Origin of the sequence: Cellulomonas sp. ACRRI (assembly GCF_022346185.1) — a bacterium.
GTDB lineage: Bacteria > Actinomycetota > Actinomycetes > Actinomycetales > Cellulomonadaceae > Cellulomonas.
The window spans coordinates 59,036-73,476 of record NZ_JAKRMS010000002.1; the positions used below are offsets into that span (position 1 = coordinate 59,036).

The following is a 14,441-nucleotide window of genomic DNA, read 5'->3' on the forward strand; positions in this document are numbered from 1 at the left end:
AACTTGAGAAATCCGAGCCGAAAGTGAGAATCGGCGCTCAGGCCGGGCGTGGAGCAACGGCGGGGCGTGGGTCCACCATGCACCGCCGCGCGCGGAGGTCGTATGACCAGGAGATGCCCGGAGGCGGTCAGTCGGCGGCTTCCTTCGTCGAGGTCCAGATCCAGCGCGTGACCGCTTCGCGCAGCGATGCACGCACGTCGGCGGGTTGGGCCGTGCCGTCCTCCACCGCTCGCCAGGTGCCGATGGCCGAGGTGCTCGAAGGCCAGCAGCACGCCCTGGACGACGCCGGCTGGACCGACTTCCAAGAGATGGGTTCACACCTCGTCGCTCGCGCCTACGAGGGAGATTTCGTCGGCCAGCGCATTCCTGACGATCTGCGACCCAAGCAGCGCCGAGGGTGGAGGGCGGTGTGGACCGCAGAGCTCGCTTTCGGACCGGTCCCGGTCGTGATCAGCCAACTGCACCTGATCGTGACGGCGGTCGCCGACATCGGTTCGCTGCTGCCCTGGTGAACGCGCATCGGTCGGTCCATTCGACGGGCTCGCCTCGAACGGTTCGGGGACAGCGCTACCTCATCAACCGATCGGCGTCGCTGCGGCCGAAGCTCCCTCGGCGCCAGGCGCGGTGTTCGCGATCCCGTACGGCACGAGCACGCTCGCGACAACGCTGCGTGCCGGCTCCAGGTGGGTCATCTGGTCGTCGAAGTAGATGTGCGGTCGCAAGACCGCTAGGACGTCGGCCTTGCGGACGTTGCCGAGGAAGAACGCGTCGTTGACCTGGACGTCCCACGACCTGAGCGTCTCCACCGCGCGCTCATGAGCCGGCGCCTGCCGGGCCGTCACCAAGGCGAGTCGGACTCGCGGCTTATAGCCGGCCGCCTGCTCGTGGCGGGCGAGCTCCGCCTTCTGGATCCGGCCGAGCGCGGGTGTGGCCTCGTCGCGCGACCCGCGGATTTCTCACGAAACGGTCTGAAATCTCACGCTCGGCCGATCGCCACAGAGCGCGCCCTCAGGCCCCCTCGGCCCGCCCCGCCCGCCAGTACCCCATGAACGCCACGGCCTTGCGGTCCACCCCGCACGTCCCGACGAGGTGCCGCCGCAGCGTCTTGATCGCCCCGGCCTCCCCCGCGAGCCACGCGTAGAGCGCGGCGGACTGGCGCAGGGGCTCGCCGGTCGCGTGGTCGACGGGGACCTCCCACAGGATGCCGTCGTCGATGTCGACGTCCTCGAGCTCCATGCCCTCGGGCAGCGGCGCGTCGTGCGGCATGAGCCGCTTGCACGCGGCCTGCACCGCGGGGACGAGGAGCGAGCCGTGCGCGGCGCCGTCGCGCGGCAGCCAGCGCACGGTCACGCCGGCCGGGGCGTCGACGGGGATCGCGTCGCCGGTGACCGGGACCTCGATCAGCGCCTCGCCGCGGGCGTCGCGGGGCAGCCGCTCGAGGATGCCGGCGATGGCGGGCGCCGCGGTCTCGTCGCCCGCGAGGAGCAGGCGGTCGGCGTGCGCCGGCGGGACGAAGTCGACGCCGCCCGACGGGCCCGCGTGCTCGCGGTTCGGGCCGAGGACGACCAGCGGGTCGCCGACCTGCGCGCAGCCGGCCCACGCGGACGCCGGGCCGGCGTCGCCGTGCAGGACCATGTCGACGTCGAGCTCGCGGACGTCGTTGCGGGCCGTCCGCGCCGTGTAGGTGCGGATCGGGTGCCGGAGCTCGTCCGGCAGGTCGCGCCACTGCAGGTACCAGGACTCGCCGGTCGGGACCGTGTCGTAGCCGCAGGGCAGCGGGAGCAGCAGCTTGATGCGCTGGTCGAAGCCGTTGTCGGCGAACTGGTCCAGGTCCTCACCGGTGAAGGTGAACCGGCGGAAGGAGGGGCTGAGGTCCACGATCCGCGACACCCGGACGTCGAAGAACCGGAACGGCGTGGTGACGGCCGGCGCGGCGGTGGACGCTGTCATGCCGCCACCGTAACCCGAAGGGAAGGCTTACCTCACCCCCTGTGTGACACATCCCACACGGTGGACGCGTCAGGCCGCCGACGTGCCGAACGCGAGGCCCAGCAGGTACGTCGCCGCGGCCGCCCCGAAGCCGATCGCCAGCTGCCGCAGCGCGCGCTTGGCGGGCGACGACCCCGACAGCACGCCGACGGTCGCACCGGTCCCGAGCAGCGCGACGCCGACCAGGCCGGAGGCCAGCGCCACGGCGCTCCAGCCCTCCATGCCGAGCAGGTACGGCAACACGGGCACGACCGCCCCGGCCGCGAAGAAGCAGAAGCTCGCGAGCGCGGCGCCGACGGCGCTGCCGACGGTCTCGTGCTCGTCCACCTGCTCGCCGGCGACCTCGCCCTCGTGCGGGGGCAGCGCCGCCGACGCCCCGCCGACGGCGGACAGGTCGGCGAGCACCGTGGCCGCGCGCGCCTGCGCCTCGTCGGCGCCCATCCCCCGGGCGCGGTAGACGAGGGCGAGCTCGTTCGCGTCGATGTCGAGGTGCGGCAGCGCGTCCCGGGCCTGCGCGCTGGGCCGCGACGCCTCGAGGAGCTCGCGCTGGGAGCGCACGGACACGTACTCGCCCGCGCCCATCGACAGCGCGCCGGCGAGCAGGCCCGCCAGACCGGTCAGCAGGACCGTCGACGTGGCGACACCGCTCGCGCCGATGCCGAGCACCAGCGCCAGGTTGCTGACCAGCCCGTCGTTGGCGCCGAACACCGCGGCGCGGAACGTGCCGGACATCCGGCTGCGCCCGCGCATCGCCAGGCTGCGGACGACCTCCTCGTGGATCCGCTCGTCGGCGGCCATCGTGGGCGTCGCGTCGACGTCGTCACCGTAGGCGGACCGCGCCTCGGCGCGCTGGGCGAGCGCCAGGACGAACACGCCGCCGAACCGCCGGGCGAGCGCGCCGAGCACGCGGGAGCGCACGTCGCCGGGCAGCGGCCGACCCACCCGGTCGCCGAGCAGGTCGAGCCAGTGCTGCTCGTGGCGCTTCTCGGCGTCGGCGAGCGCGAGCAGGATGGCGCGCTCCTCGCCCGTGCGCCGGGACGCGAGGTCGCGGTAGGCGGCGGCCTCGGCTCGCTCGTAGGCGAGGTAGCGCCGCCAGCGGCGGATCTGGCGGGCGGTGGGCGCGACGGCGGGGGCCCCGGGGGCCCGGTCGGTGGGTGGCACGGTGCTCCATGGTGGGCGCCCCACGGGCCCGAGTCACGCGATCCGCGCCGATTCGGGCGCCCGAATCGGGGCGTCCGCAGGGCCGTCGCGCGGCCGTGCGGGCGCCCCGTCCGCCGCTCAGTCCTCCCAGGGCGGGGTGTCGTCGAGCTTCGCGTAGTACTTCGCCAGGTGGCTCTTGACCCGGTCGACGTCCTTCGCGGGCAGGTCGACGCCACCGCGGGAGCCCTGCATCACGGCCGCGGCGGCGAACACGCCGCGCGGCACGGCGACGAGCTCCCCCCCGACCACGTCGGCGATCAGGAGCTTGTAGGCGGTGAAGTTCTGCTTCGCGTCGGCGTCGTACCAGACGTGCGCATCGCGGTACTTCTCGTTCGGCTCGTCCTGCGCGCCGGCCCACGCGCGGACGCGCTTCTCGGCGGCGGCACCGTCCCACTCGCGGTCGCGGTCGGCCAGGGGCAGGTCCCGGAACGCGGTGACGGCCATCGGCCGCACCTCCCTCTCAACTCGGCGGGTTCACAACCTCAAGGTTGCGCAAGGCGGTGGTTCAGGACGACGGGGCGGCGGCGCGCAGCTTGTCCAGCAGCGGGCCGGCGACCTCGTCGAGGAACCGCTGCTGCGCCTGGTCGCCGACCTGCACCAGGGCGATGTCGGTGAACCCGGCCTCCCAGTACGGCCGCACCCGCTCGACGATCGCGTCCAGGTCCGGCCCGCACGGGATCGTCTCGGCGACGTCGTCCGGCCGCACGAACTGGCTGGCGGCGTCGAACGCCTCCGTCGTCGGCAGGTCGGCGTTCACGTGCCAGCCGCCGGCGAACCAGCGGAACTGCTCGTGCGCGCGCTGCTTCGCCGCGGCCAGGTCAGGATCCCACGAGATCGGGATCTGGCCGATCTTGCGCGACGGGCGCGGCTCCTCGCCGCCGATCGCCTGCGCGGCCTGCGCGCGGGCCTCGTCCCAGGAGGCCAGCAGGTCCGCCTCCGGGTCCGTCGCGACCAGGTGGTCGGCCAGCGGGGCGAACCGCGACACGGACTGCGCGCCGGACACCGCGACGCCGATCTCGACCGGCGTGTCCGGGAGGTCCCAGAGCTGGGCGGAGTCGGTGCGGAAGTGCACGCCGTCGAAGGTGAGCCGGTCGCCGTCGAGCAGGGACCGGATGATCTCGACGGCCTCCTCGAGCATGTCGTGCCGCTCGCCGACCGCGGGCCACCGCTCGCCGACCACGTGCTCGTTGAGGTTCTCGCCGGCGCCGAGGCCCAGCGTGAACCGGCCGTCGGACAGCACGCCGAGGGTGGCGGCCTTCTGCGCGACCACGGCCGGGTGGTACCGGACGGTCGGGCAGGTCACGTACGTCATCAGCCCGACGCGGGACGTCACCTGGGAGACCGCGCCGAGCAACGCCCACGCGTACGGCGCGTGCCCCTGCTCGTCGACCCAGGGGAAGTAGTGGTCGGAGGAGACGAGGAAGTCGAAGCCGCGCTCCTCCGCGTCGGCCGCGTACCCCACGAGCTGCCTCGGACCGGACTGCTCGGTCATGAGGGTGTACCCGAATCGCGTCATGCGACCGAGCCTCACACCGACCGGCCGCCGCGGCATCCGGAGCGCTCCCCCGCGGCCATCACTCGCCGAGATAGGGCCTGCGCGCCGAGATAGGACCGTCGCGGGTCCTATCTCGGCGGGGCGGCCCTATCTCGGCGAGGAGAGCGGAGCGGCCGGCCGGGCGCGTCAGGCCTCGGCGAGCGCGGCGCGGAGGGCGTCGGCCAGCGGGGTGGTCGGGCGGCCGATCAGGCGGGACAGGTCGCCGGACGTCTCGGCCAGCAGGCCGTCGCGGGTGTTCTCCTCGAGGGCGAGGACGAAGCCGACCGTCCCCTCGTCCAGCCCGGCGGCGGCCAGGTCGGCGGCGCGCTGCTCGGGGGACACCGCGCGGTACGCCACCGGGCGGCCCAGCACCTCCGACGCGGCGGCGGCGAGCTCGTCGAAGCCCCACGCCTTGTCGCCGGACAGCTCGTACACGGCGTCGTCGTGGCCCGCGGTGCGCAGCACGACCGCGGCCGCGGCGGCGAAGTCGTCGCGCGGCGCGGAGGCCACCCGGCCGTCGCCGTACGAGCCGACGATCTCGCCGGTCCCGCGGGCCTGGAGCACGTCACCGAGGTAGTTCTCGGTGTACCAGCCGTTGCGCAGGATCGTGAAGGTCAGGCCGGAGGCGCGGAGGATCTCCTCGGTGGCCTTGTGCTCGGGCGCGAGCACCAGCGGCGAGGTGTCGGCCTTCGGCGCGGACGTGTAGACGAGGCGACCCACGCCGGCGGCCTTCGCCGCCTCGATGACGGCGCGGTGCTGGTCGACCCGCTGCCCGACCTCGCTGCCCGACACCAGGAGCACCGTCTCGGCACCCTCCAGCGCGGCGCTGATCGTCTCCGGCTGCCCGTAGTCCAGGGTCGCGACGCGCACGCCGCGCTCCACGAGGTCCGCGAGGGTCTCGGTGCGGCGGCCCGCGGCGACGATGCTGTCGGCCGGGACCCCGTCGGCGAGCAGGTGGGTGACGACGAGGCGGCCGAGGTGGCCGGTGGCTCCGGTGACGACGATCGACATGGTGAAACTCCTCCGGGTGGGACGTGGCCGGGCGCCTGACGCGTCCGGCACCAGCCCCAACGGCGCCCCGCCGTCCACCCTTCCCGGTCGCCGGTACCCACTTTCGAGTAAGGTACTGGCATGGCGGTAAGCATCGAGGACAAGGCCCCGACGGCTCCGGGATCCGTGCTGGGTGACCTGCTCACGGACGGCATGCTCGCGTCCGCGTGCCCGAGCCGCGTGGTCCTGGACCACGTGACCAGCAAGTGGGGCGTCCTGGTCCTGGTCGCGCTCTCGGAGCGGACGCTGCGCTGGGGGGAGCTGCGGCGGCTCGTCGAGGGCATCAGCGAGAAGATGCTCGCCTCCACGCTCCGCACCCTGGAGGCCGACGGCCTGGTGCTCCGCGAGGCCACGCCGTCCATCCCGCCCCGGGTCGACTACTCGCTCACGCCGCTCGGCCGCGAGCTCGCCGACCACCTCCTGCCGCTGATGGGCTGGATCGTGCGGCACGCGGACGCGATGCTCGCCCGCCCCTGAGCCGCCGTCCCCGGCCACCGGGCCCGGGGACGTCACAGCGGGGGCGCCTACGATGGCCCACCGCAACCCCCGCACCCGATCGAAGGACGAGCACGTGCGCCGAACGGCAGCCACCCTCCTCGCCGCCTCCCTGCTGCTGCTCGCCGCGTGCAGCGACGGGGGCTCGGACGACTCCGCCTCCCCCAGCACCTCCCCGTCGGCCACGGCCGCCGCGACGGCGTCCGCCGAGGACGTCGCCGCCCTCGAGGCCGTGACCCTGACGGCCGAGGCCGGCCAGGAGCCGACGTTCGACTTCGAGCAGCCGTTCACCGTCTCGGCCCCGGTCGCGCGGGTCGTCACCCCCGGCAGCGGCGCCGCCGTCGCCGAGGGCGACCTGGTGACCGTCGACATCGCCGCCGTGAGCGGCGAGGACGGCAGCACCCTCGGCGGCACCTACGGCGCCGAGCCGCAGCAGTACCTCGCGACCAGCGACAACCTGCCCCCGGTGCTGCTCGACGAGCTCGTCGGCCAGCAGGTCGGCGCCCGCATCCTGTTCGCGAACCCGGCGTCGGACGCCACGTCGCTGCTCGCCGTCGAGGTCGTCTCCACGGAGGCCGTCCCCGACCGCGCCGAGGGCACCGCGGTGACCCCGCTGCCCGAGGGCCTGCCGACCGTCACCCTGGCCGAGGACGGCACCCCGTCCATCGAGCCGCTCGAGACCGACCCGCCGACCGAGCTGGTCGTGCAGCCGCTGATCCAGGGCGCCGGCGCCCCGGTCGAGGCCGGCCAGACCCTCACCGTGCAGTACAGCGGCTGGCTGTGGGACGGCACCCCGTTCGACTCGTCCTGGGAGCGGGGCTCGGCCACGACCTTCCCGCTGAGCAACGTCATCCAGGGCTGGCAGCAGGGCCTGGTGGGCCAGACCGTCGGCAGCCAGGTGCTGCTGGTCATCCCGCCGGCGCTCGGCTACGGCGACCAGGAGTCGGGCAGCATCCCCGCCAACTCGACGCTGATCTTCGTGGTGGACATCCTCGCCGCGTCCTGACGCCCGCCCGCGGGGCACGCAGCACAGGGACCTCGGTCGCACCAGCGGCCGAGGTCCCTGTCTTTCCCGCGACCCACGTGGTTAGCCTGGCCGTCCCGGCACCGATCCCGAAGGACGTGCGATGGACGCGGCAACGAGGCCGACGGTCCGCAACGTGGCCCTCGTCGGCCACGCCGGATCCGGCAAGACGACGCTCGCCGAGGCCCTGCTGCTGCGCGCGGGGGCCGTCCCCCGCGCCGGGCGGGTCGAGGACGGCTCGACGGTCTGCGACCACGAGCCCGAGGAGGTGGCGCGCGGCTCCTCCGTGGCGCTCGGGGTGGCCGACCTCGACTGGACGTGCAGCCAGGGCAGCGCGCACCGGATCACCCTCCTGGACGCCCCGGGGTCGCCCGACTTCGCCGGGGCGGTGGACGCGGCGCTCGCGGTCGCGGACCTCGCGGTGGTGGTGGTGAGCGCCGTCGACGGGGTCCAGTCCGGGACGGAGGCGGCGTGGCGGCGGTGCGACGAGGCGGGGACACCCCGCCTCGTCGTCGTCTCCCAGGAGGACCGCGCCCGCGCCGACTTCCACCGGGTGCTGGACCAGGTGCGCGACCTGGCCGCGCGCACCGGCCACGACCCCGCCGCGGTGCTGCCGCTGGAGCTGCCGCTCGGCGAGGAGCAGGCGCTGCACGGCGTCGCCGACGTGCTGTCCGACCGGGGCCTCGACTACGGCGCGGACGGCCGGCACCGGGACTGCGACCTGCCCGCCGACGTGGCGGACGAGGAGCACCGGCTGCACGGCGAGGTGACGGAGGAGATCGTCGCGCACGACGACGACCAGCTGGAGCAGTACCTGTCCGGGGAGGAGCCCGGCCCGGCGGACCTCGAGCGGACCCTGGCCCGCGAGGTCGCGTCCGGCGGTGCGGTGCCCCTGCTGGTCGCGTCCGCGGCCACCGGCGTCGGGATCGACCGGCTCGCGGACCTGGTGTGCGAGATCGGCCCCGCCCCGACCGACCGGCCGGCCCGGCTGCGGGTCGGGGGCGGGGGGCCCGAGGACGGCGCGGAGACCGACCTGCCCGCCGACCCGGACGCCGAGACGGTGCTGCACGTGTTCCGGACGGTCGCCGACCCGTTCGTCGGGCAGGTGTCCGTGTTCAAGGTGCTGTCCGGCACCGTGCGGTCCGGCGACCGGCTGGTGACCGCGACCGGTGCCGAGGAGCGGCTGCACGGCCTGTTCCGGCTGCGCGGCCGCGAGCACCTGCCGGTCGACGCGGTCGCCGCGGGCGGGATCGCGGCCGTCGCCAAGCTCGGCTCCGCCCCGACGGGCAGCCTGCTCGCGTCGCGGGCGCAGCCCGTCCGGCCGGCCGGCCTGCCCCCGCGGCGGCCGGTGCTCGGCGTCGCGCTCGTCCCGGTGAGCCAGGCCGACGACGACAAGCTGTCCGGCGCGCTCACCCGGCTCGCGGCGGAGGACCCCACCCTGGTGGTCGAGCGCACCGCGCACCAGGCCGTCCTGCGCGGGCTCGGGGACGCCCACCTCGCCGTGGCGGTCGAGCGGCTGGCGCGGGTGTTCGGCGTCCACGTGACCACCGAGCCCGTGCGGATCGCCTACCGCGAGACGCTGGCCCGGTCCGCGGAGGCCGAGGGCCGGCTGAAGAAGCAGTCCGGCGGCCACGGGCAGTTCGCGGTGGTGCAGCTGCGGCTCAGCCCGCTGCCGCCCGGGTCGGGGTTCGCCTTCGTGGACTCGGTGGTCGGCGGCGCGGTGCCCCGGTCGTACCTGCCCGCCGTCGAGCGGGGCGCGGCCGAGGCGCTGGCCGCCGGCGGGCCGCTCAGGCACCCGGTGGTCGACGTGCAGGTCGAGGTCTACGACGGCAAGGCGCACGCCGTCGACTCCTCCGACATGGCGTTCCGCACCGCGGCCGCGGCGGGCGTCCGGGCGGCGCTCGCCGCGGCCGGCACCGTGCTGCTGGAGCCGACGGTGCGGGTCACGGTCGTCGTGCCGCCCGAGGCGCAGGGCGACGTGCTCGGCGACCTGTCGGGGCGGCGCGGCCGGATCAGCGCGAGCAGCACGACCGACGACGGCCGGGTCCGGATCGAGGCGGTCGTCCCCGAGGCCGAGGTGGTCCGGTACGCGCTCGACCTGCGGGCGCTCACCGGCGGGCGGGGCGAGGTGCTGCTGGAACCCGGGGACTACGACGTGCGGCCGGGGCACCTCGCGCCGGTGTGAGGCCCGGCCCGGGGCGGCGGGGCGTCAGCCCGCCGCCGCCTCCGGCACCGGCAGCCCCGACCCGAGCCGCCCCGCGTAGACGTCGATCTTCCTCTCGATCGCCGCGAGGTGGTCCTGGACCTCCGCCAGCTGCGCCCGCACCGCGTCGCGGTGCGCCTGGAGCAGCGCCATCCGCTCCGGCTCGGTGCCCTCGCCCTGCCGGACCAGGTCCGCGTACTCCCGGATCTCCCGGATCGGCATGCCGGTCGCCCGGAGCCGGGTCAGCAGGTGGATCCAGCCGAGGTCGCGCTCGGTGTACCGGCGGTGCCCGGACGAGGCCCGCTCCACGGCGTCCAGCAGCAGCCCGTCGCGCTCGTAGTACCGGAGCGTGTGCGGGGTCAGCCCGGTCGCCGCGGCGGCCTCGGCGATGGTGAGGGTGCGGCTCTCCTCGGTCACGCCCCTCAGCATGCGCCGCTCACCGCCCGATGGTCGACATGTCGGGGTACCGGTCGCCGACGACGGCCTGCGGCGGCACGGCGTCCGCGAGCGCCGCGAGGTCCTCGGCGGTGAGCCGGACGTCGGCGGCCGCGACGTTCTGCTCCAGGTAGCGGACCCGGCGGGTGCCGGGGATCGGCACCACGTCCTCGCCCTGGGCGAGCACCCACGCGAGCGCCAGCTGGGCCGCGGTGACGCCCCGCTCGGCCGCGAGCGCCTGGACCCGCTCCACCAGCGCCCGGTTGGCGTCGAACGCCTCGCCGGCGAACCGGGGGTTGGCGCGCCGGAAGTCGTCGGGCGCGAGGTCGCCGGGCGCCGCGATCGCCCCGGTGAGCATCCCGCGGCCGAGCGGCGAGTACGGCACCAGGCCGATGCCGAGCTCGCGCAGGGTCGGCAGCACCTCGGCCTCGACGTCCCGCGTCCACAGGGAGTACTCGGTCTGCACGGCGGTGATCGGGTGCACGGCGTGCGCCCGGCGGATCGTCGCCGGCCCCGCCTCCGACAGCCCGATGTGCCGCACCTTGCCCGCCTGGACGGCCTCGGCGAGCGCCCCCACCGTGTCTTCGACGGGCACCTTCGGGTCCATCCGGTGCATGTAGTACAGGTCCACGTGGTCGACGCCGAGCCGCTGCAGGCTGGCGTCCAGGCCGGCGCGCACGTACTCCGGCCGGCCGTCCACGCCGCGGCTCGTCACGGCCGGGTCGGGGTCGCGGACGATGCCGAACTTCGTGGCGAGCACGACCTCGTCCCGGCGCCCGGCGATCGCGCGGCCGACCAGGCGCTCGTTGGTGTGCGGGCCGTAGATGTCGGCGGTGTCCAGCAGGGTGACGCCGAGGTCCAGGGCGCGGTGGATCGTCGCGACCGACTCGCGCTCCTGGTCGGAGCCGGGCGCCGAGGTCGCCCCGTAGAACTCGGACATGCCCATGCAGCCGAGCCCGAGGGCGGAGACGGTGAGGGCGGTGCCGTGCGCGGCGCTGCCGAGGGTGCGGGTGGTGAGGCTCATGGGTGAGGACGCTCCTCCTTGGAGCGCGCTCGAAGTCAAGGCGTCGCGCTGCGGGTCGCGCCGGGCGGTCGTAGCGTCGGGTGGACACCCCACCCTCGAGGAGGACGCGTGAAGCTCCGTCACCTGCCGCTGCGCCTGGGCGCCGGCGCCTACATCCTGAACTCCGGCCTCGACAAGCTCGGCGCCGACGAGGAGACCGCGAAGGGCCTGCACGGCACCGCGGCCGGCGCGTACCCGTTCCTGTCCGGCGTGGACCCGAAGACGTTCACGACGGCGCTGGCCGCCACCGAGGTCGGGCTCGGGGCGGCGCTGCTGGTGCCCGTGCTGCCGCGCGTCGCCGTCGCCACCGGGTTCACCGCGTTCTCCGCGGCGCTCGTCGGCATGTACCTGCGCACCCCCGCGCTGCACCGCGGCGAGGGCGACCCGCGTCCGAACCCCGACGGGGTGGGCGTCGCCAAGGACGTCGTCATGCTCGGTGCCGCGGCGTCGTACCTGATCGACACCCTGACGTCGTCGGCGAAGAAGGCCGGCGTGAAGGCGGCGACGAAGGCGCGGAAGGCCGTCCACCACTAAGAGACGTCGGCGCGGCCGGGAGGCGGAGGCGGCGCGGGCCCTAGGCTCGGTGCCGCCCGCGTCCGCCGCCGTCCGAAGGAGCGCCATGCGCCAGCCGACCCGCTGGGAGCAGATCGGCCAGCAGAACCCCGACCGGTCCACCAGGTACGTCGAGCGGTTCCGCACGATGGCCGCCGAGGGCGCCGACCTGGCCGGCGAGGCGCGGATGGTCGACGCGATGGTGCCCCGCGGGTCCCGCGTGCTCGACGCCGGCTGCGGCCCGGGCCGGGTCGGCGGCGGGCTCGCGCGCCGCGGGCACACGGTCGTCGGCGTCGACGTCGACCCGGTGCTCGTCGAGGCCGCGCGCGCCGACCACCCCGCGGGCGACTGGCACGTCGGCGACCTCGCCGAGCTCGACCTGCCCGCCGCGGGCGTCGCCGAGCCGTTCGACGTCGCGGTGATGGCCGGCAACGTGCTGACGTTCGTCGCGCCCGGCACCGAGGCGGAGGTGCTGCGCCGGATCCGCGCGCACCTCGCGCCCGGGGGCCGGCTGGTCGTCGGGTTCGGCGCGGGCCGCGGGTACGCGTTCGACGCGCTCGACCTCGACGCCCGGGAGGCGGGGTTCGGCGTGCAGCACCGGTTCGCGACCTGGGACCTGCGGCCGTTCGGGCCGGACGCGGACTTCCTGGTGGCGGTCCTCGGCTGAGCACGTCGGGGTGGTCGGCGCGCGGGCGTCGTGCCACCCTCGACGGCATGGCCCGGTTCTTCGACGTCCACCCGCACGACCCCCAGGCCCGGTCGATCGGCCAGGTCGTGCAGCTGCTGCGCGACGACGCGCTGATCGCCTACCCCACCGACTCCGGGTACGCGCTCGGCTGCCGGATGGAGAGCCACACCGGCGCCGACCGGATCCGCGCGATCCGGCACCTGACCGACAAGCACCACTTCACCCTGATGTGCACCGACTTCGCGCAGCTCGGCCAGCTGGTGCGGCTGGACAACGCGCCGTTCCGGGCCATCAAGGCCGCGACGCCGGGGCCGTACACGTTCATCCTCCCGGCCACCAAGGAGGTGCCGCGGCGGCTCGCGCACCCCAAGAAGAAGACCGTGGGCGTGCGCATCCCCGACTCCCCCGTGGTGCAGGCGATCCTGCGCGAGCTCGGCGAGCCGCTGCTCTCCTCGACGCTCATCCTGCCGGGCGACACCGAGCCGCAGACCGACGGCTGGACGGTGAAGGAGGAGCTCGACCACGTGGTCGACGCGGTGATCGAGGCCGGCGAGGTGTCCGCGGAGCCCACGACCGTCGTCGACTGGTCGGAGGGCTACCCCGAGGTGGTCCGCGAGGGTGCGGGCGACCCCGACCGGTTCGCCTGACGGTGCCGTGCCGAATGTCAGACACGCGTAGTACGTTGAGGGCGTGGAGACGGTCACCAAGCGCGAGCTGAACCAGCACACCGCCGCCGTCCTGGCGCGCGCCGGTGACGGCGTCGAGATCGTCGTCACCGAGCGCGGGCGGCCCCGGTGGCGCGTGTCGGGCTACTCCGCACCGTCCGGCGGCCTGGACCGGCTGCAGCGCGAGGGCCGGTACACGCCGCCGAGCACCGACGCGCTCCCGTGGCCCGCGGACGGCGCCGGCGCGCCGCTGACGAGCGGCCGCCTCGACGACCTCCTCGACGAGTCGCGCGGCGACCACTGACGATGACGACGTACTACCTCGACTCGTCGGTCGCCCTGCGCGCCGTGCTGGCGGTCCCCGAGCGTCCGGACGTCCTGGCGTGGATCGACGCGCACGCCGGTCGGCTCGTGTCCTCGCGCCTGCTCCGCACGGAGGTCGTCCGCGTCCTGCGTCGCGAGCAGCTGCCCGTGTCGAGCGCGAGCCCCCTGCTGTCCCGCGTGGGGCTCATCTCGTTGTCGGACGAGGTCGCGTCCGTGGCCGAGTCCATCGAGCGGCACGTGAAGACGCTCGACGCCCTGCACCTCGCCACCGCCCTGGTGATCGGCGACCCCGTGGTCGTCGCGACGCACGACGCGGGGATGGCGGCGGTGGCAGCGCACCTCGGGCTCGACGTCGAGGACCCGGTGCTGTGACTGTCCCCGACCTGCCCGCCCCGCCCGACCTGCCCGCCCCGCCCGACGATCCCGGGTTCCCCGCCGCGACCGCGCCCGGCGCGCGCGACCTCGCCGAGCTCGACGGCGCCGTGGTCGAGTGCCGCGCCTGCCCGCGGCTCGTCGCCTGGCGCGAGCACGTCGCGACCGTGAAGCGCGCCGCCTACCGCGACCAGGAGTACTGGGCCCGCCCGGCGCCCGGCTTCGGCGACCCCGACGCCGCGGTCCTCGTCGTCGGCCTCGCCCCCGCCGCGCACGGCGCCAACCGCACGGGCCGGATGTTCACGGGTGACCGGTCGGGCGACTTCCTGTTCGCCGCCATGCACCGCGTGGGGATGGCGTCGCAGCCGACGTCCGTGCACGCCGGCGACGGGCTCACGCTCACGGGCGTGCGGATCACGGCCCCGGTGCACTGCGCACCGCCGGACAACAAGCCGCTGCCCGAGGAGCGGCGCCGCTGCGGGCCGTGGCTGGCGCGGGAGCTGGAGATCGTGCGCCCGCGGGTCGCCCTGGTGCTCGGGGCGTTCGGCTGGGACGCGCTGCTCCGCACGCTCGGCGAGCAGGGCTGGGCGGTCCCCCGCCCGCGCCCGCGGTTCGGCCACGGCGCCGAGGTCGTCCTGGACCGCCCGGGCACCGGCGAGCGCCTGACCCTGCTGGGCTGCTTCCACGTCAGCCAGCAGAACACCTTCACCGGCCGCCTGACCGAGGACATGCTCGACGCGGTCCTGCTCCGCGCCCGCGCCCTCGCCGCCTGACGCCGAGGTCGAGGGTTCCGCGGCGCCGGCCGGTCCGAGACCCTCGACCTCGACGGAGACGCTCGACCTCGGCG

At 75.3% G+C, this 14,441-nt stretch carries 18 protein-coding genes; 10 read left to right on the forward strand and 8 right to left on the reverse strand.

Annotation, left to right across the window (positions count from 1 at the left end; genetic code table 11):
• Nucleotides 1–113: 113 nt before the first annotated feature.
• Nucleotides 114–512 carry a hypothetical protein gene (locus MHY85_RS01050; protein WP_239192130.1) on the forward strand — a complete coding sequence of 133 codons (399 nt, stop codon included), beginning with the start codon at nt 114–116 and terminating at the stop codon, nt 510–512.
• Between the two features lie 63 nt (nt 513–575).
• Here the strand turns inward: MHY85_RS01050 and MHY85_RS01055 are convergent, their stop codons facing one another.
• From MHY85_RS01055 to MHY85_RS01080, 6 genes are all read right to left on the reverse strand, one after another.
• Nucleotides 576–953 (reverse strand): 5'-nucleotidase, encoded by a 378-nt coding sequence (locus MHY85_RS01055; RefSeq protein WP_308191294.1) that lies wholly within the window; start codon nt 951–953, stop codon nt 576–578.
• A 55-nt stretch (nt 954–1,008) separates the two neighbouring features.
• Complete coding sequence (locus tag MHY85_RS01060) at nt 1,009–1,950, reverse strand: siderophore-interacting protein (protein ID WP_239192133.1); 942 nt, start codon at nt 1,948–1,950, stop codon at nt 1,009–1,011.
• 69 nt (nt 1,951–2,019) lie between these two features.
• Nucleotides 2,020–3,150 (reverse strand): VIT1/CCC1 family protein, encoded by a 1,131-nt coding sequence (locus MHY85_RS01065; protein ID WP_239192136.1) that lies wholly within the window; start codon nt 3,148–3,150, stop codon nt 2,020–2,022.
• Nucleotides 3,151–3,267: 117 nt separating this feature from the next.
• The gene (locus tag MHY85_RS01070) at nt 3,268–3,633 is read right to left on the reverse strand and encodes a hypothetical protein (protein WP_239192139.1); all 366 of its coding nucleotides are present in this window, start codon (nt 3,631–3,633) and stop codon (nt 3,268–3,270) included.
• A gap of 61 nt (nt 3,634–3,694) precedes the next feature.
• On the reverse strand, nt 3,695–4,705 hold the full coding sequence (locus tag MHY85_RS01075) for a TIGR03557 family F420-dependent LLM class oxidoreductase (RefSeq protein ID WP_239192142.1): 1,011 nt from the start codon (nt 4,703–4,705) through the stop codon (nt 3,695–3,697).
• A gap of 165 nt (nt 4,706–4,870) precedes the next feature.
• On the reverse strand, nt 4,871–5,734 hold the full coding sequence (locus MHY85_RS01080; RefSeq protein WP_239192145.1) for an SDR family oxidoreductase: 864 nt from the start codon (nt 5,732–5,734) through the stop codon (nt 4,871–4,873).
• A gap of 120 nt (nt 5,735–5,854) precedes the next feature.
• Here MHY85_RS01080 and MHY85_RS01085 point away from each other — a divergent pair, with 120 nt between their 5' ends.
• The 3 genes from MHY85_RS01085 to MHY85_RS01095 all read left to right on the forward strand — a co-directional run bounded on the left by MHY85_RS01085 (nt 5,855) and on the right by MHY85_RS01095 (nt 9,477).
• Nucleotides 5,855–6,250, forward strand: a complete 396-nt coding sequence (locus MHY85_RS01085; RefSeq protein WP_374232578.1) for a winged helix-turn-helix transcriptional regulator — start codon at nt 5,855–5,857, stop codon at nt 6,248–6,250.
• Between the two features lie 94 nt (nt 6,251–6,344).
• The gene (locus tag MHY85_RS01090; protein ID WP_239192148.1) at nt 6,345–7,274 is read left to right on the forward strand and encodes an FKBP-type peptidyl-prolyl cis-trans isomerase; all 930 of its coding nucleotides are present in this window, start codon (nt 6,345–6,347) and stop codon (nt 7,272–7,274) included.
• Between the two features lie 121 nt (nt 7,275–7,395).
• The gene (locus MHY85_RS01095; protein ID WP_239192150.1) at nt 7,396–9,477 is read left to right on the forward strand and encodes an elongation factor G; all 2,082 of its coding nucleotides are present in this window, start codon (nt 7,396–7,398) and stop codon (nt 9,475–9,477) included.
• A 24-nt stretch (nt 9,478–9,501) separates the two neighbouring features.
• On the opposite strand, the gene MHY85_RS01100 is transcribed toward MHY85_RS01095, so the two are convergent.
• Both MHY85_RS01100 and MHY85_RS01105 read right to left on the reverse strand, forming a co-directional pair.
• Complete coding sequence (locus MHY85_RS01100) at nt 9,502–9,912, reverse strand: MerR family transcriptional regulator (protein ID WP_239192152.1); 411 nt, start codon at nt 9,910–9,912, stop codon at nt 9,502–9,504.
• Between the two features lie 19 nt (nt 9,913–9,931).
• Nucleotides 9,932–10,954 (reverse strand): aldo/keto reductase, encoded by a 1,023-nt coding sequence (locus tag MHY85_RS01105; protein WP_239192154.1) that lies wholly within the window; start codon nt 10,952–10,954, stop codon nt 9,932–9,934.
• Between the two features lie 108 nt (nt 10,955–11,062).
• On the opposite strand from MHY85_RS01105, the gene MHY85_RS01110 reads away from it, so the two are divergent.
• The 6 genes from MHY85_RS01110 (at nt 11,063) to MHY85_RS01135 (ending at nt 14,367) form a co-directional block, all read left to right on the forward strand.
• On the forward strand, nt 11,063–11,527 hold the full coding sequence (locus MHY85_RS01110) for a DoxX family membrane protein (RefSeq protein WP_239192156.1): 465 nt from the start codon (nt 11,063–11,065) through the stop codon (nt 11,525–11,527).
• 85 nt (nt 11,528–11,612) lie between these two features.
• On the forward strand, nt 11,613–12,212 hold the full coding sequence (locus MHY85_RS01115; protein ID WP_239192158.1) for a bifunctional 2-polyprenyl-6-hydroxyphenol methylase/3-demethylubiquinol 3-O-methyltransferase UbiG: 600 nt from the start codon (nt 11,613–11,615) through the stop codon (nt 12,210–12,212).
• 47 nt (nt 12,213–12,259) lie between these two features.
• A complete protein-coding gene (locus MHY85_RS01120; protein WP_239192159.1) occupies nt 12,260–12,880 on the forward strand; it encodes an L-threonylcarbamoyladenylate synthase in 621 nt (206 codons plus the stop codon).
• Between the two features lie 43 nt (nt 12,881–12,923).
• Nucleotides 12,924–13,202, forward strand: a complete 279-nt coding sequence (locus tag MHY85_RS01125) for a type II toxin-antitoxin system Phd/YefM family antitoxin (RefSeq protein WP_239192160.1) — start codon at nt 12,924–12,926, stop codon at nt 13,200–13,202.
• A 2-nt stretch (nt 13,203–13,204) separates the two neighbouring features.
• On the forward strand, nt 13,205–13,594 hold the full coding sequence (locus MHY85_RS01130; RefSeq protein ID WP_239192161.1) for a type II toxin-antitoxin system VapC family toxin: 390 nt from the start codon (nt 13,205–13,207) through the stop codon (nt 13,592–13,594).
• Nucleotides 13,591–14,367 carry a uracil-DNA glycosylase gene (locus MHY85_RS01135; protein WP_374232586.1) on the forward strand — a complete coding sequence of 259 codons (777 nt, stop codon included), beginning with the start codon at nt 13,591–13,593 and terminating at the stop codon, nt 14,365–14,367. Before MHY85_RS01130 ends, MHY85_RS01135 begins: the two co-directional genes overlap by 4 nt.
• Nucleotides 14,368–14,441 lie beyond the last annotated feature (74 nt).